Annotated in this window: 20 protein-coding genes; 12 read left to right on the top strand and 8 right to left on the bottom strand. The window is 66.5% G+C overall.

Annotated elements, in window-relative coordinates:
* Positions 1 to 188 (top strand): hypothetical protein (locus E4L98_RS29990; protein WP_167761313.1); only part of this gene is annotated, 188 nt, incomplete at its 5' end.
* Here the strand turns inward: E4L98_RS29990 and E4L98_RS11045 are convergent.
* Entirely contained in the window at positions 154 to 1,059 is a 906-nt protein-coding gene (locus E4L98_RS11045) for a LysR family transcriptional regulator (protein WP_135201614.1), read from the bottom strand. The two genes, E4L98_RS29990 and E4L98_RS11045, sit on opposite strands and share 35 nt — an antisense overlap.
* A gap of 105 nt (positions 1,060 to 1,164) precedes the next feature.
* Here E4L98_RS11045 and E4L98_RS11040 point away from each other — a divergent pair, with 105 nt between their 5' ends.
* On the top strand, positions 1,165 to 1,788 hold the full coding sequence (locus tag E4L98_RS11040) for a glutathione S-transferase family protein (RefSeq protein WP_135201613.1): 624 nt from the start codon (positions 1,165 to 1,167) through the stop codon (positions 1,786 to 1,788).
* 2 nt (positions 1,789 to 1,790) lie between these two features.
* Positions 1,791 to 3,758 carry a 2Fe-2S iron-sulfur cluster-binding protein gene (locus E4L98_RS11035; RefSeq protein ID WP_135201612.1) on the top strand — a complete coding sequence of 656 codons (1,968 nt, stop codon included), beginning with the start codon at positions 1,791 to 1,793 and terminating at the stop codon, positions 3,756 to 3,758.
* Position 3,759: 1 nt separating this feature from the next.
* Here the strand turns inward: E4L98_RS11035 and E4L98_RS11030 are convergent, their stop codons facing one another.
* Positions 3,760 to 4,140, bottom strand: a complete 381-nt coding sequence (locus tag E4L98_RS11030) for a hypothetical protein (protein ID WP_135201611.1) — start codon at positions 4,138 to 4,140, stop codon at positions 3,760 to 3,762.
* Between the two features lie 92 nt (positions 4,141 to 4,232).
* Positions 4,233 to 5,168 carry a LysR family transcriptional regulator gene (locus tag E4L98_RS11025; protein ID WP_135201610.1) on the bottom strand — a complete coding sequence of 312 codons (936 nt, stop codon included), beginning with the start codon at positions 5,166 to 5,168 and terminating at the stop codon, positions 4,233 to 4,235.
* Between the two features lie 156 nt (positions 5,169 to 5,324).
* On the opposite strand from E4L98_RS11025, the gene E4L98_RS11020 reads away from it, so the two are divergent.
* The 4 genes from E4L98_RS11020 (at position 5,325) to E4L98_RS11005 (ending at position 12,233) form a co-directional block, all read left to right on the top strand.
* On the top strand, positions 5,325 to 6,098 hold the full coding sequence (locus tag E4L98_RS11020; protein ID WP_135201615.1) for a putative hydro-lyase: 774 nt from the start codon (positions 5,325 to 5,327) through the stop codon (positions 6,096 to 6,098).
* Between the two features lie 79 nt (positions 6,099 to 6,177).
* Positions 6,178 to 7,446, top strand: coding sequence for an MFS transporter (locus E4L98_RS11015; protein WP_135201609.1), 1,269 nt, complete (start codon positions 6,178 to 6,180; stop codon positions 7,444 to 7,446).
* Between the two features lie 20 nt (positions 7,447 to 7,466).
* Entirely contained in the window at positions 7,467 to 11,075 is a 3,609-nt protein-coding gene (locus E4L98_RS11010) for a hydantoinase B/oxoprolinase family protein (protein WP_135201608.1), read from the top strand.
* An 84-nt stretch (positions 11,076 to 11,159) separates the two neighbouring features.
* Positions 11,160 to 12,233 carry a porin gene (locus tag E4L98_RS11005; protein ID WP_135201607.1) on the top strand — a complete coding sequence of 358 codons (1,074 nt, stop codon included), beginning with the start codon at positions 11,160 to 11,162 and terminating at the stop codon, positions 12,231 to 12,233.
* Positions 12,234 to 12,353: 120 nt separating this feature from the next.
* Here E4L98_RS11005 and E4L98_RS10995 read toward each other — a convergent pair whose 3' ends face one another.
* The 4 genes from E4L98_RS10995 to metG all read right to left on the bottom strand — a co-directional run bounded on the left by E4L98_RS10995 (position 12,354) and on the right by metG (position 15,817).
* On the bottom strand, positions 12,354 to 12,671 hold the full coding sequence (locus E4L98_RS10995) for a hypothetical protein (protein WP_135201606.1): 318 nt from the start codon (positions 12,669 to 12,671) through the stop codon (positions 12,354 to 12,356).
* Positions 12,668 to 13,018, bottom strand: coding sequence for a hypothetical protein (locus E4L98_RS10990; RefSeq protein ID WP_135201605.1), 351 nt, complete (start codon positions 13,016 to 13,018; stop codon positions 12,668 to 12,670). Before E4L98_RS10990 ends, E4L98_RS10995 begins: the two co-directional genes overlap by 4 nt.
* Before the next feature lie 139 nt (positions 13,019 to 13,157).
* The gene (locus E4L98_RS10985) at positions 13,158 to 13,637 is read right to left on the bottom strand and encodes a GNAT family N-acetyltransferase (RefSeq protein ID WP_135201604.1); all 480 of its coding nucleotides are present in this window, start codon (positions 13,635 to 13,637) and stop codon (positions 13,158 to 13,160) included.
* 11 nt (positions 13,638 to 13,648) lie between these two features.
* A complete protein-coding gene (gene metG / locus E4L98_RS10980) occupies positions 13,649 to 15,817 on the bottom strand; it encodes a methionine--tRNA ligase (RefSeq protein WP_135201603.1) in 2,169 nt (722 codons plus the stop codon).
* Positions 15,818 to 15,918: 101 nt separating this feature from the next.
* On the opposite strand from metG, the gene apbC reads away from it, so the two are divergent.
* Positions 15,919 to 17,007, top strand: coding sequence for an iron-sulfur cluster carrier protein ApbC (gene apbC, locus E4L98_RS10975; protein WP_135201602.1), 1,089 nt, complete (start codon positions 15,919 to 15,921; stop codon positions 17,005 to 17,007).
* Positions 17,007 to 17,624: a TetR/AcrR family transcriptional regulator gene (locus E4L98_RS10970; protein ID WP_135201601.1), complete on the top strand. Its 618-nt coding sequence runs from the start codon at positions 17,007 to 17,009 to the stop codon at positions 17,622 to 17,624. Before apbC ends, E4L98_RS10970 begins: the two co-directional genes overlap by 1 nt.
* Before the next feature lie 40 nt (positions 17,625 to 17,664).
* Here E4L98_RS10970 and E4L98_RS10965 read toward each other — a convergent pair whose 3' ends face one another.
* Positions 17,665 to 18,642, bottom strand: coding sequence for an ornithine cyclodeaminase family protein (locus E4L98_RS10965; protein WP_135201600.1), 978 nt, complete (start codon positions 18,640 to 18,642; stop codon positions 17,665 to 17,667).
* A gap of 60 nt (positions 18,643 to 18,702) precedes the next feature.
* Between E4L98_RS10965 and E4L98_RS10960 the strand changes: the two genes are divergently transcribed.
* From E4L98_RS10960 to gltX, 3 genes are all read left to right on the top strand, one after another.
* Positions 18,703 to 19,809: an alanine racemase gene (locus E4L98_RS10960; protein WP_135201599.1), complete on the top strand. Its 1,107-nt coding sequence runs from the start codon at positions 18,703 to 18,705 to the stop codon at positions 19,807 to 19,809.
* Positions 19,810 to 19,935: 126 nt separating this feature from the next.
* Positions 19,936 to 20,343, top strand: a complete 408-nt coding sequence (locus E4L98_RS10955) for a VOC family protein (protein WP_135201598.1) — start codon at positions 19,936 to 19,938, stop codon at positions 20,341 to 20,343.
* Between the two features lie 29 nt (positions 20,344 to 20,372).
* On the top strand, positions 20,373 to 21,794 hold the full coding sequence (gene gltX / locus E4L98_RS10950; RefSeq protein ID WP_135201597.1) for a glutamate--tRNA ligase: 1,422 nt from the start codon (positions 20,373 to 20,375) through the stop codon (positions 21,792 to 21,794).
* Positions 21,795 to 21,934: the final 140 nt, after the last annotated feature.

Below are 21,934 nucleotides of genomic sequence, written 5' to 3'. Positions count from 1 at the left end.
GCGCCATCCCCGCCACGTTCCGCGATCCTGCCGCGCCGCGCGAGCGCGCCCCCGCCTCGGTGGCGGCCACCTGGATCTGGGGCGGCGTCGCCGGCCTGATGGCGCTGACCGCGCTATTGGTGATACAGCGGCGCCGACGCCTGCGCGAGGCGGTCAGCCGCCCGTTGCCGCCTTCAGCGCATCGATAAAGACCCGCACCTTCTGCGGCAGATGGGCGGTGGCCGGATACACCGCATGGATATCGCTTTCCGCCAGCGACCATTCGGGCAACAAGCGCACCAGCCGGCCCGCGGCCAGGTCGTCGCGCACCGAAAACGCGGTGGCGCGCGTGACGCCGTCGCCGGCCAGGGCGGCCGCCCGCGTGGCGTAGGCGGTATTGGTGCTGAAGACCGTGTTCTGCATGCGCACCTCGGCCGTACGGCCATCGGCATGCGTCAGCTGAAACACGGTGGGTTGCGGAATCACGGTCAACGAGATGAACGGCAATTGCGCCAGTTGCTCCGGGCTGGAGGGCATGCCATGCCGCGCCAGGAATTCCGGGCTGGCGACCGGAAAGCGCACCAGCTTGTCCACGCGCGCCGCCATGTGACCGGAATCGGCCAGCGCGCCCAGCCGCACCGTGACGTCGATACCCTCGGCGATCAGATCGATGCGGTGGTCATTGCAGACCAAATCGATCTTCAGCGCCGGATAGCGCGCGCGCAGCTGCGACAGCACCGGCGCCACCACGATCACGCCGTAATCGATGGGCGAGGCCACCCGCAGCGTGCCCTGCGGCACGGCGCGGCCGCTGCGCGCCTGCTCGATGGCCTGCTCGGCCGATTGCAGCAACTGGCGGCTGGACTCGTAAAACAGCCGTCCGGCCTCGGTCAGGCTCAGCTTGCGCGTCGAGCGCACCAGCAGGCCGACGCCGACTTCGCGCTCGAGCAACTGCATGTGCTTGCTGACCATGGACTTGGCCAGCCCGAGCCGCTCGGCGGCCGCCGTCAGCGAACCGGCCTCGACCACCGTGACAAAGGTGGTGAGCCGGTTCAGATTGATGTGGTGGAGATCGACCATGGTGCAATTGTACACTTTAAGTGGACAGAGATTCCCCATTCTTCCGGCTTATCAGCACGATGACGGCTGAATATACTGGCTGCATCCACTCATCAAGGAACCTCCATGAAACTCTACGGCTCCCCACTGTCCGGCCACAGCCACCGCGCCGAACTGATGCTCAACCTGCTGAACCTGCCATACGAATTCGTGCGCATCAACATGGCCGAACGCGAAAACCGCGGCGCCGCCCACCTCGCGCGCAATCCGTTCGGCGAAATTCCGGTGCTGGAAGACGGCGACGTCACGCTGGCCGACTCCACCGCGATCCTGGTCTACCTGGCGCTGAAATACGACCGCAGCGGCCGCTGGCTACCGCGCGAACCGCTGGCGGCGGCCCAGGTGCAGCGCTGGCTGTCGACGGCGGCCGGGAAGATCGCTTATGGCCCGTGCAGCGCACGCCTGGTGACCGTGTTCGGCGCGCCGCTGGACGGCGCCCGCGCCCAGGACATCGCCGCCAGGCTGTTCGACGTGATGGAACAGGAACTGGCCGGCCGCGACTGGCTGGTGGGCGACCACGCCACCATCGCCGACGTCGCCGGCTACAGCTATATCGCCCACGCACCGGAAGGCGGCGTCTCGCTGAAGCCGTACCCGCACATCCGTGCCTGGCTGGACAACGTGCGCGCGCTGCCGGGCTTTGTCGCCATGCCCGCCACCGTCGCCGGCGTGGCGCCCGAGGAGATCTGAGCATGGGCTCCGCACCGTCACCCTTCCACGCCCAGGAGCTGGCGGTGCAGGAGCGCGTCGGCGTGCGCGAACAGATGGCCGGCGCCGCGCCGTTCATCCGCGACCACATGCCCGACCAGCACCGCCAGTTCTACAGCGAACTGCCATTCTTTTTCCTGGGCGCGCTGGACGCGTCCGGCCAACCCTGGGCCACCCTGCTGGCCGGCGCACCGGGCTTCGTCTCCTCGCCGGACCCGCGCACGCTGCACATCGCCGGCGGCCTGCTGCGCGGCGACCCGCTGCAAGACCAGCTGCACGTGGGCGGCCACATCGGCGGCCTCGGCCTGGCGCCCACCACGCGCCGGCGCAACCGCGTCAATGGCGAAATCGTCGCGGCCGGCGAGGGCGGCTTCAGCATCGCCGTCCGCCAGAGCTTCGGCAACTGCCCGCAATACATCCAGCACCGCCAGCACAGCGCCGCGCCGACCGACGGCCAGCCGGTGCAGGTACAGCGCGGCGTGGAGCTGAGCGCCGCCGACCGCGAGCTGATCGCGCGCGCCGACACCTACTTCATCGCCAGCGCCAATCTGCACAGCGACGCCGGCTTCGGCCGCGGCGTCGACATGTCGCACCGTGGCGGCCGGCCCGGCTTCGTCCGCGTCGACGACGAGCGCAGCCTGACCGCGCCCGAATTCGTCGGCAACTTCTTCTTCAACACCATCGGCAACCTGATGACCGAGCCGCGCGCCGGCCTGCTGTTCATCGACTTCGAGCGCGGCGACCTGCTGCACCTGGCGGTGGAAGCGGAAGTGATCTGGGATGGCGACCAGGTGCGCGCCTTCGCCGGCGCCGAGCGCCTGCTGCGCTTCCACGTGCGCGAAGTGGTGCGCAACGTCGGCGCGCTGCCGTTCCGCTGGACCGCGCCGCAACCGGCCGCGCAACTGGCGCGCACCGGCAACTGGGAGGAAGCCGACCGCGTCCAGGCCGCCGCCAGCCTGACCCGCAACTGGCGCCCGTTCAAAGTGATGGACGCCGTAGCGGAAAGCGCCGACGTCCGTTCCTTCTACCTGCAACCGGCCGACGGCCAGGGCGTGGCGGCCCACCAGCCGGGCCAGTTCATCAGCGTGCGCGCCGCCGGCCAGATCCGCAGCTACACCGTGTCCGACGCGCCGAACGGCCGCTGGTACCGCATCAGCGTCAAGCGCGATGGCGCCGTCTCCACCTGGCTGCACGCGCACCTGACGCCGGGCGCGCAGATCGAGCTGATGGGGCCGGGAGGCGACTTCATTTTCGACGCCGGCACCCAGCGCCCGGTGGTGATGCTGTCGGCCGGCATCGGCATCACCCCCATGATCGCCATGCTGAACGGCCTGCTGGTGAATGGCAGCCGCACGCGCCACAAGCACGCCATCCACTTCATCCACGCCGCGCGCAGCGCCGACGAGATGCCGTTCCACCAGCACCTGCAGACCCTGGCGGCGGGCCACGGCAACCTGCACCTGCACCTCCAGCACAGCAGCACGCAAGGCCGCCTGACCATCGACACCGTGAAACGACTGCTGCCGTTCGACGACTACGACTTCTACCTGTGCGGCCCGGATGGCTTCATGCAAGCCATGCACGACGGCCTGCGCAAGCTCAACATCGCCGACCAGCGCATCCGCTTCGAAACCTTCGGTCGGGGTCAGAGCCGACATTCGGACACGAGCGCAGCAGTAGCAGCCGAACTGGTGCCGGTGCACTTCGCGCAATCGGGTGTGGAGGTGATGTGGGATGGCACCCAGTCCAGCCTGCTGGAGCTGGCCGAAGCGCACGGCCTGGAAGCTGCCGCCGGTTGCCGCTCAGGCCTGTGCGGTTCGTGCGCGGTGGGGCTGAAGGGTGGCGAGGTGGCGTACACGCGCAGCTGCGGCGCGCAGCCCGAGGCGGGGCAGGTGTTGCTCTGCTCCGTCAGGCCGCGCGCCGGCAGTGGTACGGTGACGCTGGCGCTCTAGCTTACTGCTGAGTACGGGTGTTGCGGTTCGGCGTATTGTTGTCGCAGTCGGCGCGGTTATGCGCCGGCTCGGTGGCGTGGCCATCGGTATGCGCCGCATTGCAATCGACCTTGCTGCCGTTCTTGGCCATCTTGCTGTCGCGTTTGGTCTTGGCCGGTGCGGTGTTCTGCATATTGCTGTTGTTCTGCATGGTGGCGGCATTCTGTTCGCCGCTGGTGGTGTTGCTCTGGCCGGCGGTCGGGGTGCCGGTATTGCTGGTGCCCGAAGTCTGGCCCATGGTGGTCTGTGCCGGGCTGCCCTGGGTCGGGGTCGATTGGGTCTGGGCGATGGCAGCCGTGCTCAGGCATGCGGCGGCGATAACTGCGATCAGTTTGCTGTTCATGGTGAGTCTCCATCAAAGTTGTGAGAGCGACCCATTCTTTCATGCCGGACCCGGCTGACGCGTAGGAATAGCACTCGCGTCACGGTCGGACTTCAACCCAACTGCTTGATGTAGCGCGGTTCGACCTGGGCGCAGTAATTGGCGCAAGCCTGGCGCGCCGTGTTGGCGGCCGCATGCACCAGCATGCCCGCGTTGGCCGGGAAACACATCGACACGATGATGGACGGCGGCTCCGGCTGCACCGGCAGCTCGGTGAATTCACCACTGTCGAGATAGCCTGCCACGAACAGGCTGGGAATCGCCGCCACGCCGTACCCATCCTTGACCAGCTGCACGATCGCCGCCACCGACGGCGAACAGGTGATGCGCGTCTGTTCCAGCGGAATCATGGCCAGGTTGGCCATCTTGTTGACGATATCCTCCAGCATGCGATGCGGCGCCGTGCCGCGGCCGAAGGTCAGAATGGGCAGCTGCAGCAAACGCTGATTCAAACCTTCCTTGCGCGTATCGACCAGGCCGCGGCGCGCGATCCAGTGCAGCGGATACGCGGCCAGCGCCTCCGACACGATATCGCTGCTGGCCACGCCCTCGACCTGAATCACCAGATCCAGTTCGCGCGCGCGCAGACGCCGTTCCAGCACATTGCTCATATCCACCGTCAGATCGACTTCCATCTCCGGATACAGCCCGTTCAGCTCGCGCATGAACTGCGCCAGCCAGCTGTGCACCACCGACTCGATCACGCCCACCCGCAGGCGCCCGCGCACCGCGCTGTCCTTGCTGGCTGCCGCCTGCAGCCGGCGCGTGGCATCGACCACCGCCTTGGCGTGGCCGAGCAGGTATTCGGCGGTGGCGGTCAGGCGGAAATCCTTGCTGTTGCGGTCGATGAGCTCGGTCTGCAACTCGTCTTCCAGCGTCTTGATGCGCAACGAAATCGCGGCCGGCGTCGCGTGCAGCGCGCGGGCGGTGGCACGAAAGCTGCGTAGCTGAGCCAAGGTAACGAAAGTTTCAAGGAAGCGCGTATTCATGCAACAAGAATACCTTAACCCCCTGCACCAGGATAGCGCAGTGCGGTTAGAAAAACTAAACAGCAACAGCAAAAATAACTAGATAGCTTGTGGGGTTATTCACGTTTATTCTTTCTTCATGCAGTTTTTTCATGCTTACCAAGCGAGACAACCTTGATGACACCACTCGAACTCCGCCAGCAGGTGCGCAGCGGCGCCTTCCGCCAGCCGACCGCCGGCTACTGCGGCCCGTATGCCCAGGCCAACCTGGTGATCCTGCCGCAGGCGCATGCCGATGACTTCCTGCTGTTCTGCCAGCGCAACCCGCGCGCCTGCCCGCTGCTGGCGGTGGGCGAGCCGGGCCAGTGGCAGCTGGACCGCCTCGGCGCCGATCTCGACATCCGCAGCGACACGCCCGGCTACAACATCTACCGCGACGGCCGGCTGGCGTCGCAAACGCACGCGCTGCACGAGATCTGGCGCGACGACCTGGTGGTGTTCGCGATCGGCTGTTCGTTCTCGTTCGAGCACATGCTGAGCGAGGCCGGCATCCCGCTGCGCCACGTCGCGCAGCGCCGCAATGTCGCCATGTACCGCACCAACCGGCCCAACCAGGGCGCCGGCCCCTTCGGCGGCGAGATGGTGGTGTCGATGCGGCCGATGAAGGCGGCCGATGCCATCCGCGCGATCCAGATCACCAGCCGCTACCCGGCCGTGCACGGCGCGCCGGTGCACCTGGGCGACCCGGCGCTGCTCGGCATCGCCGACCTGATGCAACCCGATTACGGCGACGCGGTCGAGATCCTGCCGGATGAAATTCCGGTGTTCTGGGCCTGTGGCGTCACCCCGCAGGAAGCGCTGCGCCAGGCGCGTCTGCCGCTGGCGATCACCCACCAGCCCGGCTACATGCTGGTGACCGACATCCTGAATTCCTCACTGGCCGCTTTTTAACGACAACCGCGCAGCACCGCAACGGACACCGCAGGTGTGCCCGCACGGGGACGGCTGCGCCAGAAAAATGGGAGAGCACATGAACACGCAAGCACTGAGCACCGCCCGGGACCAAGGCTTCTTCGCCTGGTATCACGCCCTGACCGCCAAGGAGCGCCGCACCTTCTGGAGCTGCAAGGTCGGCTACGCGCTGGACGCCATGGACACCCAGTTCCTCAGCTTCGTGATCCCGACGCTGATCGCCAGCTGGGGCCTGAGCAAGGGTGACGCCGGCCTGATCGGCACCGTCACCTTGCTGACCTCGGCCGCCGGCGGCTGGATCGCCGGCATCCTGTCCGACCGCATCGGCCGCGTCAAGGCGCTGCAGATCACCATTTTGTGGTTCGCCTTCTTCACCGTGCTGTGCGGGCTGGCGCAGAACTTCACCCAGCTGTTGTGGGCGCGCGGCCTGATGGGATTCGGCATGGGCGGCGAATGGACCGCCGGCGCCATCCTGATCGGCGAAGTGATACGCGCCAGGGACCGCGGCAAGGCGGTCGGGATGGTGCAGGCCGGCTGGGCGATCGGCTGGGGCGTGTCGGCGCTGCTGTACGCGCTGATGTTCTCGCTGCTGCCGCCGGAATGGGCGTGGCGCTCGCTGTTCCTGCTGGGCATACTGCCGGCGCTGTTCGTGATCTTCGTGCGCCGCTTCGTCGACGAGCCGGAGGTGTACGTGGCGGTGAAGAAGCAGAAGGCCGCCGGCCAGCCCTCGTTCTGGCAGATCTTCTCGCCGAAGATGATCACCGTCACCCTGCGCGCCGCGTTGCTGACCACCGGCGCCCAGGGCGGCTACTACGCCATCACCACCTGGCTGCCGACCTTCCTCAAGACCGAGCGCCACCTGACCGTGCTGGGCACCGGCGGCTACCTGGCGATGGTGATCGTCGGCTCCTACGTCGGCTACATCGTCAGCGCCTTTCTGACCGACTACCTGGGCCGCAAGAAGAACTTCATCCTGTTCGCGGTCGGCTCGCTGGCCATCGCGCTGGCCTACACCCGGCTGCCGGTGACCGACGCCGTGATGCTGTTCCTCGGCTTCCCGCTGGGTTTCTGCGTGTCCGGCGTGTTCAGCGGCATGGGCTCATTCCTGACCGAGCTGTTCCCGACCGCGATCCGCGGCTCGGGCCAGGGCTTCAGCTACAACATGGGCCGCGCGGTCGGCTCGCTGTTCCCGCTGCTGATCGGCATGAGCAGCCAGAGCATGGCGCTGGGCGAGGCGATCGGCGTGTTTGCCGGCGCCGCCTACGGGGTGATGATCCTGGCCGCGCTGACCCTGCCGGAAACCGCCGGCAAACAACTTGAATCCTGATTGACTGTAGAGGCATCGACATGAAGAACGACATCCCCGCCCAACAACTGCGCTGGCAATTCTGGGTCGACCGCGGCGGCACCTTCACCGACCTGGTGGCGCGCCGGCCGGACGGCAAGCTGGTCACGCACAAGCTGCTGTCGGAGTGCCCCGAGCGTTACGACGACGCGGTCACCCAGGGCATCCGCGAGATGCTGGGACTGCGCAGCGGCGAGGCGCTGCCGGCCGATCAGATCGAGGTGATCAAGATGGGCACCACGGTCGCCACCAACGCGCTGCTGGAGCGCAAGGGCGCGCGCACCGCGCTGGCCATCACGCGCGGCTTCGCCGACCAGCTGCGCATCGGCTACCAGGACCGGCCCGACATCTTCGCCATGCGCATCGAGCTGCCGGACCTGATCTACGAAGACGTGATCGAGATCGACGAGCGCATCGGCGCGCGCGGCGAAGTGCTGCAGGCGCCGGACGAGGCGCGCCTGCGCGGCCAGTTCGCGGCGCTGCGGGCGCGCGGCATCGCCGCCATCGCCATCGTGCTGATGCACGCCTACCGCTACCCGCAGCACGAGCAGCGCCTGCGCGCGCTGGCCGAGGAAGCCGGCTTCACGCAGATCTCGGTCAGCCACCAGGTCAGCCCGCTGATGAAGATCGTCGGCCGCGGCGACACCACAGTGGTGGACGCCTACCTGTCGCCGGTGCTGCGCGATTACGTGGCGCGGGTGGCGGCCGATACCGGCGGCGTGCGCCTGATGTTCATGCAGTCCAACGGCGGCCTGACCGACGCCGGCCGCTTCCAGGGCAAGGACGCCATCCTGTCCGGCCCGGCCGGCGGCATCGTCGGCGCCGTGCGCAGCTGCGAGGCGATCGGCCTGAAACAGGTGATCGGCTTCGACATGGGCGGCACCTCGACCGACGTCGCCCACTACGACGGCGTCTACGAACGCGTGTTCGAGACGGTGGTGGCCGGGGTGCGGGTGCGCGCGCCGATGATGCACATCCACACCGTGGCGGCCGGCGGCGGCTCGGTGTGCCGCTTCGAGAACGGCCGCTTCAAGGTGGGGCCGGAATCGGCCGGCGCCAATCCGGGACCGGCCAGCTACCGCAAGGGCGGTCCGCTGACGGTCACCGACTGCAACGTCATGCTGGGCCGCATCCAGCCCGAGCACTTCCCGCACGTGTTCGGCCCCAACGGCGACCAGCCGCTGGACCGCGACGTGGTGGTGCGCCGCTTCGGCGCGCTGGCGCAGCAGATCGAGGCGGAAACCGGCACCCGGCTGTCGCCGTCGGCGGTGGCGGACGGCTTCCTGGCGGTGGCGGTCGACAACATGGCGCAGGCGATCAAATCGATTTCGGTCGAGCGCGGCTACGACGTCAGCCGCTACGCCATGTGCTGCTTCGGCGGCGCCGGCGGCCAGCACGCCTGCCGCGTGGCCGACGTGCTGGGCATGACCAAAATCGTGATCCACCCGTTTGCCGGCGTGCTGTCGGCCTTCGGCATGGGACTGGCCGACATCCGCGCCATGCGCGAGGCCGCGGTCGAGCAGCCGCTCGATAGCGCCACGCTGCTGGCGCTGGAACCGCGGCTGGCGGCGCTGGCGCAGCAGGCCAGCGGCGAACTGCTGGCGCAGCAGGTGGCGCGCGACGCCATCCGCGTCGAGCTGTGCGCGCGCGTCAAATACCAGGACAGCGACTCGGCCTTCGTGGTGCCGGTGGCCGGCGCGCAGCAGATGGCCGCAAGCTTCGCGGCGCTGTACCGCGGCCGCTTCGGCTTCGTGATGGACGACCATCCGCTGGTGATCGAGTCGGTCTCGGCCGAGGCGATCGGCGCCGGCGACGGTGCGAGCTTCGAGCTGGCCGTGCCGGCCGGCGGCGGCGCGGTGAGCGAGGGCCGCGTGTACAGCTACGTCGACGGCGAGACCACCGCGATACCGCTGCACGTGCGCGCCGAACTGGCGGTCGGCAGCCGCGTGGCCGGTCCGGCGCTGATCCGCGAGGCCATCGCCACCACCGTGGTGGACGCCGGCTGGAGCGCGCGCGTGCTGCCCGACCACACGCTGCTGCTGGAGCGCACCGTGGCGGCCGGCGGCGCGCAGCACATCGGCACCGCCGTGCATCCGATACACCTGGAAATCTTCAACAACCTGTTCATGGCCATCGCGCGCCAGATGGGCACCACGCTGGAAAACACCGCCTACTCGGTCAACATGAAGGAGCGGCTGGACTTTTCCTGCGCGGTGTTCGACCGCCACGGCAACCTGATCGCCAACGCGCCGCACATCCCGGTCCACCTGGGTTCGATGAGCGACAGCGTGCAGTGCGTGATCCGCCAGCACGCGGCCAGCATGGCCCCCGGCGACGCCTACATGCTCAACGTGCCGTACAACGGCGGCACCCACCTGCCCGACATCACCGTGGTGTGCCCGGTGTACGGCAACGCCGATACGCCGCTGTTCTACGTGGCGGCGCGCGGCCACCATGGCGACGTCGGCGGCATCACGCCCGGCTCGATGCCGCCCAACAGCACCAGCATCCTGGAGGAGGGCGTGCTGCTCGACAACGTCAAGATCGTCGAGCGCGGCGTGTTCCTGGAGCAGGAAGTGCGCGCGCTGTTCGGCGCCGGCCCATGGCCGAGCCGTAACATCGACCAGAACATCGCCGACCTGATCGCCCAGCTGGGCGCCTGCGAAACCGGCGCCGGCGAGTTGCTGAAGGCGGCCGCCAGCTACGGCGAAGACGTGGTGCTGGCCTACATGCAGCACGTGCAGGACAACGCCGAGCGCGCCGTGCGCAAGGCCATCCGCGGCCTGCGCGACGCCAGCTTTGCCTACGAGATGGACGATGGCGCGGTGCTGCGGGTCAGCCTGACGATAGACCGCGACAGCGGCAGCGCCACCGTCGACTTCAGCGGCACCAGCGCCCAGCGACCAAGCAACTTCAACGCGCCGCTGTCGGTGTGCAAGGCGGCCGTGCTGTATGTGTTCCGCACCCTGATCGACAGCGACATCCCGATGAACGAGGGCGTGCTCAAACCATTGCAGCTGATCGTGCCGGAAGGGTCCATGCTCAACCCGCGCTATCCGGCGGCGGTGGTGGCCGGCAACGTCGAGGTGTCGCAATACGTCACCGATGCGCTGTACGGCGCGCTGGGCGTGATGGCGGCCTCGCAGGGCACCATGAACAACTTCACTTTCGGCAACGAGGAACACCAGTATTACGAGACCATCGCCGGCGGTTCCGGCGCCGGCCCCGGCTTCCCCGGCACGGCCGCGGTGCAGACCCACATGACCAATTCGCGCATGACCGATCCGGAAGTGCTGGAATGGCGCTTCCCGGTGCTGGTGGAAACCCATGCGATCCGGCGCGGCAGCGGCGGCGAGGGCGCACAGCGCGGCGGCGACGGGGCGGTGCGCCGCATCCGCTTCCTGCAGGCGATGACGGCCAACATCCTGGCCGGCCACCGTCGCGTGGCGCCGTTCGGCCTGGCGGGCGCGCAGCCCGGCGCGCTGGGCCGCAACTGGGTGGAGCGCAGCGACGGCACGGTGGAGGAATTCGGCGCCACCCACACCGCCGAGATGCGCGCCGGCGACGTGTTCGCCATCGAGACACCGGGCGGCGGCGGCTTCGGTCGCTGACCTCCGACCCGGTAACGCGGGCGGGACGCCAGGGCTCGCTGTCCCGCCTATCAGAGCAGAGCCTGTCAACTGGGGATGACCAAGATGAAGAAAACGATGCTGGCGCTCGCCTTGAGCGCCACGGCAGGGCTGGCTGCTGCCCAATCAAACGTCACGGTGTACGGCATATTCGACATGGCGCTGGTGCGCGAAAGCGGCGGCGTCGGCGCCAATGCGGCCGCCACCAGGCTGACCAGCGGCGTCGAGTCGGGCTCGCGCCTGGGCTTTCGCGGCACTGAGGACCTGGGCGGCGGCATGGCCGCGATCTTCCTGGTGGAGAACGGCTTCCAGGGCGATACCGGCGCGCTGGGGCAGGGCGGCCTGCTGTTCGGCCGCCAGGCCTATGTCGGCCTGCAGACGCCGGCCGGCACCATCGCGCTGGGACGCCAGTACACGCCGCAATACCTGGCGGTGGCGGCAGTGGACCCGTTCGGCTCCGGCACGGCCGGCGACACCAAGAACCTGATGGCCTCGACCGGCAACAGCGCCAGCCGCATGGACAACGCGGTGCGCTACATCTCTCCGACGGTGAACGGCGTGAACGCGGAATTCGTCTACGGCGCCGGCGAGGTGGGCGGCGACAGCCAGGCCGGCCGCCAGCTGGGCGGCGCACTGGCGTATCTGGCCGGCCCGCTGACGCTGCGGCTGGCGACGCACTACCGCAACAACGACACCGCCACGGTCCACGACAACAGCAGCGCGCGCAACTCGGTGCTGACGGCGCTGTACGACTTCGGCGTGCTGAAGGCGCATTTCGCCTACGGTGTCGACAAGGGCATGAACAGCGCGCTGCCGCGCAACCTGAACAATCCGTTCGGTTATGCCGTGGCGCCGGTGGCGAGCACCGACAGCAATGTGGTGCTGCTGGGCGTGACCGTGCCGCAGGGCCTGGGCACGTGGCTGGGATCGTACATCCGCAAGAATGACAAGACCGGCTACAACCAGGACGCCGAACAGTTCGCGGCCGGCTACCGCCATTACCTGTCCAAGCGCACCGATTTGTATGCCGTGTACGCCTACATCCGCAACAAGAACGGCGCCGGCCATACGGTCGGCAGTTCGATCGAGGGCGGCACCGGCAACCGCGCGGTCAACCTCGGCATTCGTCACATTTTCTAAGGAGGGCAAGGGCCAGGTCGATTACAAATGGCCCAACCCGGCCACTGGCACCATCGACGCCAAGCGCACCGATGTGGAGCGGGTGGACGACGTGGTGATCGGCTGCGGGGTCTACAGGAACTAGCGGATCACCGGATCCTTGATCTCGGGATGCGGCGTGGTCGGCGCTGCCTGCGGCGAGTCGGCCTTGCCGTTGTGCTTGCCGCAGGCGGCGCTGTTGCCGGCCTTGGTCTTGTCGGCCTTGGCGTGCTGCTCCACACTTTCCCCACCGCTGACGTCGACGCCGCCCTGGGCGCCGCTGCAATCGGGCTGCGCGGCCTTTTTGGTCTGCGCCGTCTTGCCGTTGCCGGTTTTGACGGCTGGATCAGGATTGGTTTGCGCCGCGCTGGCGGTGCTCAGATAACCCGCCATCAAGGCGATTGCAAAGAAGCTGTTCATGGCCGTACCTCCCTTTTGTCACGGTTGTTGCCGGCGCGCTTGGCTTGCGTTTCCATCGGGCGGCTGTTGTTGCAGACCACGCTATTCATGGCATTGGTCTTGTCGACGCGGCCGTCATCTAGCTTGCAGTTGTCGACGGGGTGGGCGGGGTTGGCACGTGCCTGGGCGTCCTGCGTGCTGCCTGCCGGTCCGCTGTGGGCGGCCTTGTCCTTGGCTACGTTGCTGCCGGCTTGATGGCCGGTCTGCTCGGCCGGAAGTGGCGGCGGCGGCGATGCCGGCGGCGTCTGAGCAAGCGCGGCGGTACTCAGGCAGGCGCCAGCGAGGATGGCGGTTAATTTGCTGTGCATGTTCTGCTCCTCAACGTATCGTATGCACACATTGTTCCACGCCGGCCGCTACCGTCGCGTAGGACTCGCTCCCGTAGCGTGGTCGGAGTGTATCTCGCCGCTGCTGTGCAGGCTTGCTGGTGGAGTTGCTGGAGCGAAATCAGTGTCTGAGTGAACGCCGCATGACCATCGGCGGCGGTTCCAGCGGATTGGCGTGGGAATACTCGAGCTCCTCGGCCAGTTCGAATTCAAACGCGGTGTAGAAATCAACCAGCTTGGGCTGATCGGCGCGCACCGCCAGCCGCACTTCCTGCACGCCGCTGGCCAGGCCATGGTGGATCACCGCCTCCAGCAGGTGCTGCGACAGATTGGTGCCGCGGTACTGCGGCAGCACACCCATGCGGCACACTTCCCATACGCCTTGTTCGGCTTCCAGCGGTAGCCAGCGCACCGAGCCGACCGGTTGATCGTCGAGTTCCAAAACAAAACCGCCGCCATCGCGCAGGTGTTCTGCGACGAGGACGGCGGTTTCGCGGTGGCCGCTGGAGGTGACGCTGACCTTGCCGGCCCAGGCGGCGCGCGTGAGCTCGGCGATCAGCTTGGCATCCTCCGTCGTTGCTTCGCGCACCACCAGGTTCATGCCGGTCGTCCTCAGCGGATGCGCATGCCCGGTTCCGCGCCCGGCCATGGGTTGAGTATGTAGATGCCCGGATTGGCTTTCTCGTCGGCCGCCGATGCGGCCAGCACCATGCCTTCCGAGACGCCGAACTTCATCTTGCGCGGCGCCAGGTTGGCCACCAGCACGGTCAGCTTGCCGACCAGGTCTTCCGGCTGGTACATCGATTTGATGCCCGAGAAGACATTGCGGTGGCGGCCTTCGCCGACGTCCAGCGTCAGGCGCAGCAGCTTGTCCGAGCCTTCCACGTGTTCGCAGTTGACGATTTTGGCAATGCGCAAATCGACCTTGACGAAGTCGTCGATCGAGATTTCCGGCGCCAGCACTTCGATGCCGGTCTCGGTGACGGCCGGCGCGGCGGCGGCAGCCTTGGCCTTGGCCGGTTTCTCGGCCTTGACGGCTGGCGCGGCGGCAGCGCCGGCAGCCTGCGCCGGGCCTTCGAACAGGTCTTCGATCATCTTCGGCTCGACGCGCTTCATCAGGTGATCGTAAGCGCCGATGGTGCGGCCCAGCATGGCGCCGGCCACCACGCCGCTGGCGACATCGGTATCGGACCAGACGAACTTGTCGTCGTTGAGGAAGCGGGCCACGTTGGCGGCCACGCCCGGCAGCACCGGCGACAGCAGGATCGACAGCTGGCGGAACAGGATCAGCGCGGTGGTGCAGACGTCGTGCAGTTCGGCCAGCTTGGCGTCATCCTTGGCCAGGATCCACGGCTTGTTCTCGTCGACGTACTGGTTGGTGATGTCGGCGATTTCCATGATTTCGCGCAGCGCCTTGCCGTACTCGCGCGCTTCGAAATTGGCGGCGATGTTGGCCTGGCGCTCCACGCCTTCCGGCGTCACCAGCGCGCGCTTGATCCACGCCTGCGCGGTCCCGGACAGGCCGGCGGCCAGCTTGCCGTCGAATTTCTTGGCGATGAAACCGGCGCAGCGCGAGGCGATGTTGACGTATTTGCCGATCAGGTCCGAATTCACGCGGGCGACGAAATCCTCGCCGGTGAAGTCCAGGTCTTCCACCTTGGAATTCAGCTTGAAGGCGATGTAGTAGCGCAGCCACTCCGGGTTCATGCCCAGGTTCAGGTAGCGCAGCGGCGAGATGCCGGTGCCGCGCGACTTCGACATCTTTTCGTTGTTGACGGTCAGGTGGCCGTGCACGTTGACCTTCAGCTTGTCGATCACGGGGTGGTCGGCAAACTTCAGCATCGCCGGCCAGAACAGCAGGTGGAAGGAAACGATATCCTTGCCGATGAAGTGGATCTGCTCGGTGCCCGGATCGCGCAGGAAGCTGTCGAAATCGACGCCGATCTTGCCGAAGTAGTTCTTCAGCGAGGCCAGGTAGCCGACCGGCGCGTCCAGCCAGACGTAGAAGAACTTGCCCGGCGCATCAGGAATCGGAATGCCGAAATACGGCGCGTCGCGCGAGATGTCCCAGTCGGCCAGTTTTTCGCCGTTTTCGCCCAGCCATTCGGACACCTTGTTGACCATCTCCGGCTGCAAGCGGCCAGGGGTGTTCAGCCAATCCTTGAGGAACTGGAAGCAGCGCGGGTCGGACAACTTGAAGAAATACTGTTCCGAATCCTTGAGCACCGGGGTGGCGTTGGTGAACACCGAGAACGGGTTGATCAGTTCGGTAGGCTGGTAGGCGGCACCGCAGACCTCGCAGTTGTCGCCGTACTGGTCCTTGGAGTGGCACACCGGGCACTCGCCCTTGATGTTGCGGTCGGCCAGGAACATGCCCTTGACCGGGTCGTAGAAGCGTGGCACCACCTTGGTCTGGATCAGGCCGACGTCGCGCAGCTTGCGGTAGATGCCTTGCGACAACTCCACGTTCTCCGGCGAATCGGTCGAGTACCAGTTGTCGAAGGCGATGTGGAAGCCGTCCAGGTACTGGGCGCGGCCGGCGGCGATCTTGGCCACGAATTCCTGCGGCGTGATGCCTTCCTTCTCGGCCGCGATCATGATCGGCGTGCCGTGGGTGTCGTCGGCGCCGACGAAATGCACTTCGCGCAGTCCGTCGCCGTCGCGCTGCATTCGCTGGAACCGGACCCAGATGTCGGCCTGGATGTACTCCATCATGTGGCCAATATGGAAAGCGGCGTTAGCGTAGGGCAGGGCAGTAGTGACGAACAGCTTGCGGGTCATGGTCTTGGTGCACTTTGTGGGTGGAAAAGGAGCATTTTAACAGCGGATGCGGCACTTGCGCATGTTGCGCTAGAATGGCGGCATATTTAACGGAGTATTACATGAGCATTGCAGTAGAAGACGTCAAGGCGGCCCTGTCCAAAATCGTTGACCCAAATACAACGAAAGACTATGTGACCAGCAAGTCCGTGAAGAACATCAAGGTCGATGGCGGCGATATTTCGCTGGACATCGAACTGGGCTATCCAGCCAGGAGCCAGATCGATGCCGTCCGCGCCAGCGTGATCGCGGCGCTGAAAACCCTGCCGGGCGTGGGCAACATCAGCGTCAGCGTATTCAGCAAGATTCTGTCGCATACAGTGCAGCGCGGCCTGAAGCCGATGCCGAACGTGAAGAACATCATTGCCGTGGCCTCGGGCAAGGGCGGCGTCGGCAAATCGACCACGGCCGTCAACCTGGCGCTGGCGCTGGCCGCCGAGGGCGCCTCGGTGGGCCTGCTCGACGCCGACATCTACGGTCCGTCGCAGCCGATGATGCTGGGCGTGAAAGGCCGTCCGGAGACCAAGGACGGCAAGTCGATGGAGCCGCTGGAGAACTACGGCGTGCAGGTATCGTCGATCGGCTTCCTGATCGATCCGGACGAGCCGATGGTGTGGCGCGGCCCGATGGTCACCCAGGCGCTGCAGCAGCTGCTGGAGCAGACCAATTGGCGCGATCTTGATTACCTGATCGTCGACATGCCGCCGGGCACCGGCGACATCCAGCTGACCCTGTCGCAGAAAGTGCCGGTCACCGGTGCGGTGATCGTCACCACCCCGCAGGACATCGCGCTGCTGGACGCGCGCAAGGGCCTGAAGATGTTCGAGAAGGTCGGCATCCCCATCCTCGGCGTGGTCGAGAACATGAGCGTGCACATCTGCACCAATTGCGGCCATGCTGAAGAGATCTTCGGCCACGGCGGCGGCGCCAAGATGTGCGCCGACTTCGGCGTCGACTTCCTGGGCGCGCTGCCGCTGACCATGTCCATCCGCGAGCAGGCCGATTCCGGCAAGCCGACCGTGGTGGCCGACCCCGACGGCAAGGTCGCCGCGATCTACAAGGAGATCGCGCGCAAGGTGGCCGTGCAGGTGTCGGAAAAGGCCAAGGACATGACCAGCAAGTTCCCGACCATCGTCGTCAAGAACGATTAATGGCGAGACCGCCCGTCGCCTTGGGCGCACGCAAGGCGCCGCGCCAGACACGCGCGGCGCACACGGTGGACGCGCTGCTGGAAGCGGCGGCGCTGGTGCTGGAGGAGGGCGGGCTGGCAGGCTTCAACACCAACGCCATCGCCCGGCGCGCCGGCGCCAGTATCGGCACGCTGTACCAATATTTCCCCTCCAAGGATGCCCTGACCCTGGCGCTGCTGCAGCGCGAGGAGGGCAAGTTCCGCACGGCGGCAGCAGCAGCTTCCGCCTTGCCCGACTGGCGCGAGGCCATGGATGCGTTCATCGCCGTCGCCGCGCAACAGCAGCTGGCCCGGCCTCATCTGGCGCGGCTGCTTGATCAGCAGGAAGGTCGCCCCGACATCCGCGCCGCCTTGAACCAAGGCCCCAGCTTCTACGTGCTGATGGCCGACATCCTCGCCAAGCCGGAGGCGCCCGGCCATGCCTGCGACGCCGCTCAGCTCACGCAGGCCGCCGCCGACCTGCTGGCCATCATCCGCGGCATGACCGATGCCGCCGGCGAACGCGGCGAGCGCGATGCAGACGACCTTGCCCGGCGCATCCGCGGTTCGGTGTCGGGTTACCTGAATGTCTTGACATAGCATGTCATTCCCGCCTGCGCGGGAATGACAGGGGAGCGGATTACCACGGCCAGGCTATGCTGAGGCCGTCGCCTTCAAGACGCGCGGCGTCGAACAGATATTGACCCAGCACCAGATCCTGCAAGGCCAGGCCGGTCATGTCAAAAATCGTGATGTCGTCCGGCTCGCGCGTGAACCATGCTTGTCCCGTCAGCAGGTCGCCTAGCTGCACGCAGTCGATGCCTGTCGCCCATTGCATTTCCCCCAGTGCCTTCGCCTGCCGCTGGTCGTCCACCACCACGCGGGCACGTTCCAGCAAGCCTTCCGGCAGTTCGCGCTTGCCGCGTGTGTCGGCGCCGACGGCGTTGATGTGGGTGCCGGGCCGGACCGCGTCCGCGCTGAACAGCGGGCCGCGCGCCGGGGTTGCGGTGACGACGATATCGCTGGCGGCCACGGCGGCATCAGCGTCTATCGCGTGCGTCAGCGTGCGGCCGTTCGCACCCAAAGCGGCGCAACGCGCTTCGAAGGCACCGTCCGGCTGGCCGCTGCGCGAGACGTAGCGCAGTTCGCGCAAGGAAGGCAGGGCGCGCACCGCCGCCGCCAGTTGCGCGGCAGCCTGCACGCCGGTGCCGAAGACGCAGAGCGAGACGGCTTCCTGCCGCGCCAGCGTGCGCAGGCCCAGCTCGCCGGCGGCGGCCGTGCGCGCGGTGGTGATCGCGTTGCCGTCCATGATGCAGCGCGGCCGTCCTGTCGCCGGATCGAATAACATGATGGTGGCCTGGTGCGGTTCGCTGCCCAGCTCGCGGTTGCCTGGCCAGAAACCGGCCGCCTTGAAGCCGAGCAGGTCGCGCGACGCCACATCGCCTGATTTGATGCCGAATACGCCGCCGGTGGCCAGCGCCTCGCGCACCACCGGAAAGCCGCGGCCCTGGCCCGACCCGTGCAGTGTGAATGCAGTGCGCACGGCGTCGAGCACGGTGTCGGGCTGCATCAGCCGGGCGACCGCATCGCGGTCCAACAGCAGCAATTGATTATTCATGATTGGCGTTTTGTCTAAAACTGGATAAAATGTATTGTATCGTGATACAAGGAGTGAGTCATGCAAAACCTGGAAACCCCGGCCCTGCTGTTGGATGAGCGCCGCATGCAGCACAACATCGAGCGCATGCAGAACCGTATGAACCAGCTGGGGGTGTCGTTCCGGCCGCACGTCAAGACCAGCAAATGTCTGGAAGTGGTGCGGCACCAGATGGCCGAGGGGGCGCATGGCATCACCGTCTCGACTTTGAAGGAGGCGGAGGAATTCTTCCGCGCCGGCATCGAGGATATTCTGTATGCGGTGGCGATCGTGCCCAACAAGCTGGATCACGCGCTGAGGCTGATCCGGCATGGCCTGCGTCTGACCTTGCTGGTGGAGTCGCCGGCCATGGCTGCGCAGATTGCCCGTCACGGCGAGCAGCATGGCATCTGCCACGAGGTGATGATCGAGGTCGATACCGATGGCCATCGCTCCGGTATCAAGCCCGACGATCCGCTGCTGCTGGCCACGGCCGCCGAGCTGCGCGGCGGCGCCCGGCTGAAAGGCGTGATGACGCACGCCGGCGCTTCCTACGACCTGAACACGCCGGAAGCGCTGGCGCAGATGGCGGAACAGGAGCGCTTGCGTTGCGTGGCCGCCGCCGAAAAACTGCGCGCGGCCGGCTACGATTGTCCGGTGGTCAGCGTCGGCTCCACGCCCACCGCCCTCAGCGCCCGGCATCTGGACGGCGTGACCGAGGTGCGCGCCGGCGTCTATGTGTTTTTCGATCTGGTGATGGCCGAAGTCGGCGTGTGCGGCATCGACGACATCGCCATCAGCGTGCTGTGCACGGTGATCGGCCACCGCCTGGATCAGAACTGGATCATCACCGATGGCGGCTGGATGGCCATGAGCCGCGACCTCGGCCACCAGGACCACGGCTACGGCCTGGTCTGCGACGCGGACGGCAAGCCGGTGGCCGGTCTCGGCTTCGGCAAGGCCAACCAGGAACACGGCGTGCTGCAATGGACGGGCGAGGGCGACATCGTCGAGCGCTTCCCGGTCGGCACCAGCCTGCGCGTGCTGCCCAATCACGCCTGCGCCACCGGCGCCCAGCACACCCGCTACCACGTCATCCCACGTAAAGGCGGCGCCTGGCCGGTGTGGCAGCGCTTCGGCGGCTGGTAAATGTGAGCAATCGCCGCGTCCTGCGCGCAAGTCCTTGAGCGCAAAGGGCTTTTGGCGAAATTAAAGCGAGTTGAGCGCCGGCCGTGCGGTTTGTATTCTGTTGCCTTCACCAACAGGAGAACGACCATGAAATTCAATCACCTCAGCTTCCCGTCCAGCGACGTCCAGGCCACCGCCAGCTTCTTCGTGCAGCAGCTCGGCTGCACTCAGGAATATGGCGGCCCCGCGTTTGCCATGCTCAAGCGTGGCGGCTTCGACATCGTTATCGAAGGCAAGGACCACGCCGTAGTGTGGCCACACAATTTCCACCTCGGCTTCGAGCTGCCCAGCGTGGATGAAGTGCGCGAGCTGCACCGGCGCTGGCAGGCGCAGGGCGTCGTCATGCACAGCGAGGTGTTCCAGCACCCGCGCGGCACGCGCTTTTTCTGCGAGGCGCCGGGCGGCCTGCTGTTCGAAATTAACACCCGCGCCGACGCCCAGGAGCAGTACCGGGCCGGCTTCGAGCGCCAGGCGCTCGCCGACGCGGTAAAATAGCGCTTTTATATCTCAGCTTTTTTACTTCGATGACCAACGCTCCAACACCGGCACCATCCAAGCCAGTCCGCACCCGTTTCGCTCCCAGCCCGACCGGCTACCTGCACCTCGGCGGCGCCCGTACGGCGCTGTACTCCTGGGCCTTCGCCCGCCACTTCGGCGGCACCTTCGTGCTGCGTATCGAGGACACCGACCTGGAGCGCTCGACCCCGGAAGCGGTGCAGGCCATCATCGACGGCATGGCCTGGCTGGGCCTGAATCACGATGAAGGTCCGTTCTACCAGATGCAGCGCATGGACCGCTACCGCGAAGTGGTGGCGCAGATGCTGGACGCCGGCACCGCCTATCACTGCTATTCGTCGCCGGAAGAAGTGGAAGCCATGCGCGAGCGCTTCCGCGCCGCCGGCGAGAAACCGCGCTACGACGGCACCTGGCGTCCGGAACCGGGCAAGGTGCTGCCGGCGATTCCGGAAGGCCGCAAGCCGGTGGTGCGCTTCCGGAATCCGCTCGACGGCGAGGTGACCTGGAACGATTTCGTCAAGGGCCCGATCACCATCTCCAACAAGGAGCTGGACGACCTGGTGATCGCCCGCCCGGACGGCACGCCGACCTATAACTTCTGCGTGGCCATCGACGACCTGGACATGCAGATCAGCCACGTGCTGCGCGGCGACGACCACGTCAACAATACCCCGCGCCAGATCAACATCCTGCGCGCGATCGGCGCGCCGCTGCCGGAATACGGCCACCTGCCGATGATACTGGGTTCGGACGGCCAGAAAATGTCCAAGCGTAAGGACGCGGTGAATGTGATGCAGTATCCGGCCCAGGGCTATCTGCCGGAAGCGATCCTGAACTACCTGGCGCGCCTGGGCTGGAGCCACGGCGATGACGAGGTGTTCTCGATGGACCAGGTGATCGCATGGTTCGACGGCACCCACCTGTCGAATTCTGCCGCGCAGTTCAACATCGAAAAGCTGAACTGGCTGAACAACCACTATATCAAGCAGGCCGACAATGAACGTCTGGCCGAACTGGCCAAGCCGCGCATGCTGGAAGCGGGCGCCGTGTTCGACGCCGCGCCGGCGCTGCCGGTGGTGCTGGCGCTGATGAAGGAGCGTACCAACACCGTCAACGAACTGGCCGACGCCGCCATGCTGTTCTACCGCGAGCCGCAACCGGACGCCGCGCTGCTGGCCCAGCACGTCACCGACGCCGTCAAGCCGGCGCTGGCGCAGTTCGCCGACCGCTGCAAGACCGTGGAATGGAGCAAGGAGGCGCTGGCCGCCATGATCAAGGAAGTGCTGGCCGCCAATGGTCTGAAGATGCCGCAACTGGCGATGCCGCTGCGCCTGTTCATCACAGGTCAGCTGCAGACCCCGGCCATCGACGCGGTGCTGCAAATCTTCGGCCGCGACACGGTACTGGCGCGCCTGCACCGCTTCCTCTGATTTATTGTATGGAGCAGAGGCAAAGTTGCAAAAGGGTATTTGCAATATACGGAGCCTCTGCTATACTCTTGTCTCTCGCGCAAACGGGGGTATAGCTCAGCTGGGAGAGCGCTTGCATGGCATGCAAGAGGTCAGCGGTT

This window comes from Duganella callida (assembly GCF_004614165.1).
Lineage (GTDB): Bacteria > Pseudomonadota > Gammaproteobacteria > Burkholderiales > Burkholderiaceae_D > Rugamonas > Rugamonas callida.
This window is presented reverse-complemented; position numbering and strand designations above follow the sequence as displayed.

What these genes read in the sequence shown, in the direction of transcription:
- E4L98_RS10965 (WP_135201600.1), bottom strand. Translation starts at nt 18,642, where the DNA reads ATGAATAATCAATTGCTGCTGTTGGACCGCGATGCGGTCGCCCGGCTG.
- E4L98_RS11030 (WP_135201611.1), bottom strand. Translation starts at nt 4,140, where the DNA reads ATGAACAGCAAACTGATCGCAGTTATCGCCGCCGCATGCCTGAGCACG.
- E4L98_RS11010 (WP_135201608.1), top strand. Translation starts at nt 7,467, where the DNA reads ATGAAGAACGACATCCCCGCCCAACAACTGCGCTGGCAATTCTGGGTC.
- E4L98_RS10960 (WP_135201599.1), top strand. Translation starts at nt 18,703, where the DNA reads ATGCAAAACCTGGAAACCCCGGCCCTGCTGTTGGATGAGCGCCGCATG.
- apbC (WP_135201602.1), top strand. Translation starts at nt 15,919, where the DNA reads ATGAGCATTGCAGTAGAAGACGTCAAGGCGGCCCTGTCCAAAATCGTT.
- E4L98_RS11045 (WP_135201614.1), bottom strand. Translation starts at nt 1,059, where the DNA reads ATGGTCGATCTCCACCACATCAATCTGAACCGGCTCACCACCTTTGTC.
- E4L98_RS10955 (WP_135201598.1), top strand. Translation starts at nt 19,936, where the DNA reads ATGAAATTCAATCACCTCAGCTTCCCGTCCAGCGACGTCCAGGCCACC.
- metG (WP_135201603.1), bottom strand. Translation starts at nt 15,817, where the DNA reads ATGACCCGCAAGCTGTTCGTCACTACTGCCCTGCCCTACGCTAACGCC.
- E4L98_RS10970 (WP_135201601.1), top strand. Translation starts at nt 17,007, where the DNA reads ATGGCGAGACCGCCCGTCGCCTTGGGCGCACGCAAGGCGCCGCGCCAG.
- E4L98_RS11015 (WP_135201609.1), top strand. Translation starts at nt 6,178, where the DNA reads ATGAACACGCAAGCACTGAGCACCGCCCGGGACCAAGGCTTCTTCGCC.
- E4L98_RS11035 (WP_135201612.1), top strand. Translation starts at nt 1,791, where the DNA reads ATGGGCTCCGCACCGTCACCCTTCCACGCCCAGGAGCTGGCGGTGCAG.
- E4L98_RS10990 (WP_135201605.1), bottom strand. Translation starts at nt 13,018, where the DNA reads ATGCACAGCAAATTAACCGCCATCCTCGCTGGCGCCTGCCTGAGTACC.
- E4L98_RS11040 (WP_135201613.1), top strand. Translation starts at nt 1,165, where the DNA reads ATGAAACTCTACGGCTCCCCACTGTCCGGCCACAGCCACCGCGCCGAA.
- E4L98_RS11025 (WP_135201610.1), bottom strand. Translation starts at nt 5,168, where the DNA reads ATGAATACGCGCTTCCTTGAAACTTTCGTTACCTTGGCTCAGCTACGC.
- E4L98_RS10995 (WP_135201606.1), bottom strand. Translation starts at nt 12,671, where the DNA reads ATGAACAGCTTCTTTGCAATCGCCTTGATGGCGGGTTATCTGAGCACC.
- gltX (WP_135201597.1), top strand. Translation starts at nt 20,373, where the DNA reads ATGACCAACGCTCCAACACCGGCACCATCCAAGCCAGTCCGCACCCGT.
- E4L98_RS11005 (WP_135201607.1), top strand. Translation starts at nt 11,160, where the DNA reads ATGAAGAAAACGATGCTGGCGCTCGCCTTGAGCGCCACGGCAGGGCTG.
- E4L98_RS10985 (WP_135201604.1), bottom strand. Translation starts at nt 13,637, where the DNA reads ATGAACCTGGTGGTGCGCGAAGCAACGACGGAGGATGCCAAGCTGATC.
- E4L98_RS11020 (WP_135201615.1), top strand. Translation starts at nt 5,325, where the DNA reads ATGACACCACTCGAACTCCGCCAGCAGGTGCGCAGCGGCGCCTTCCGC.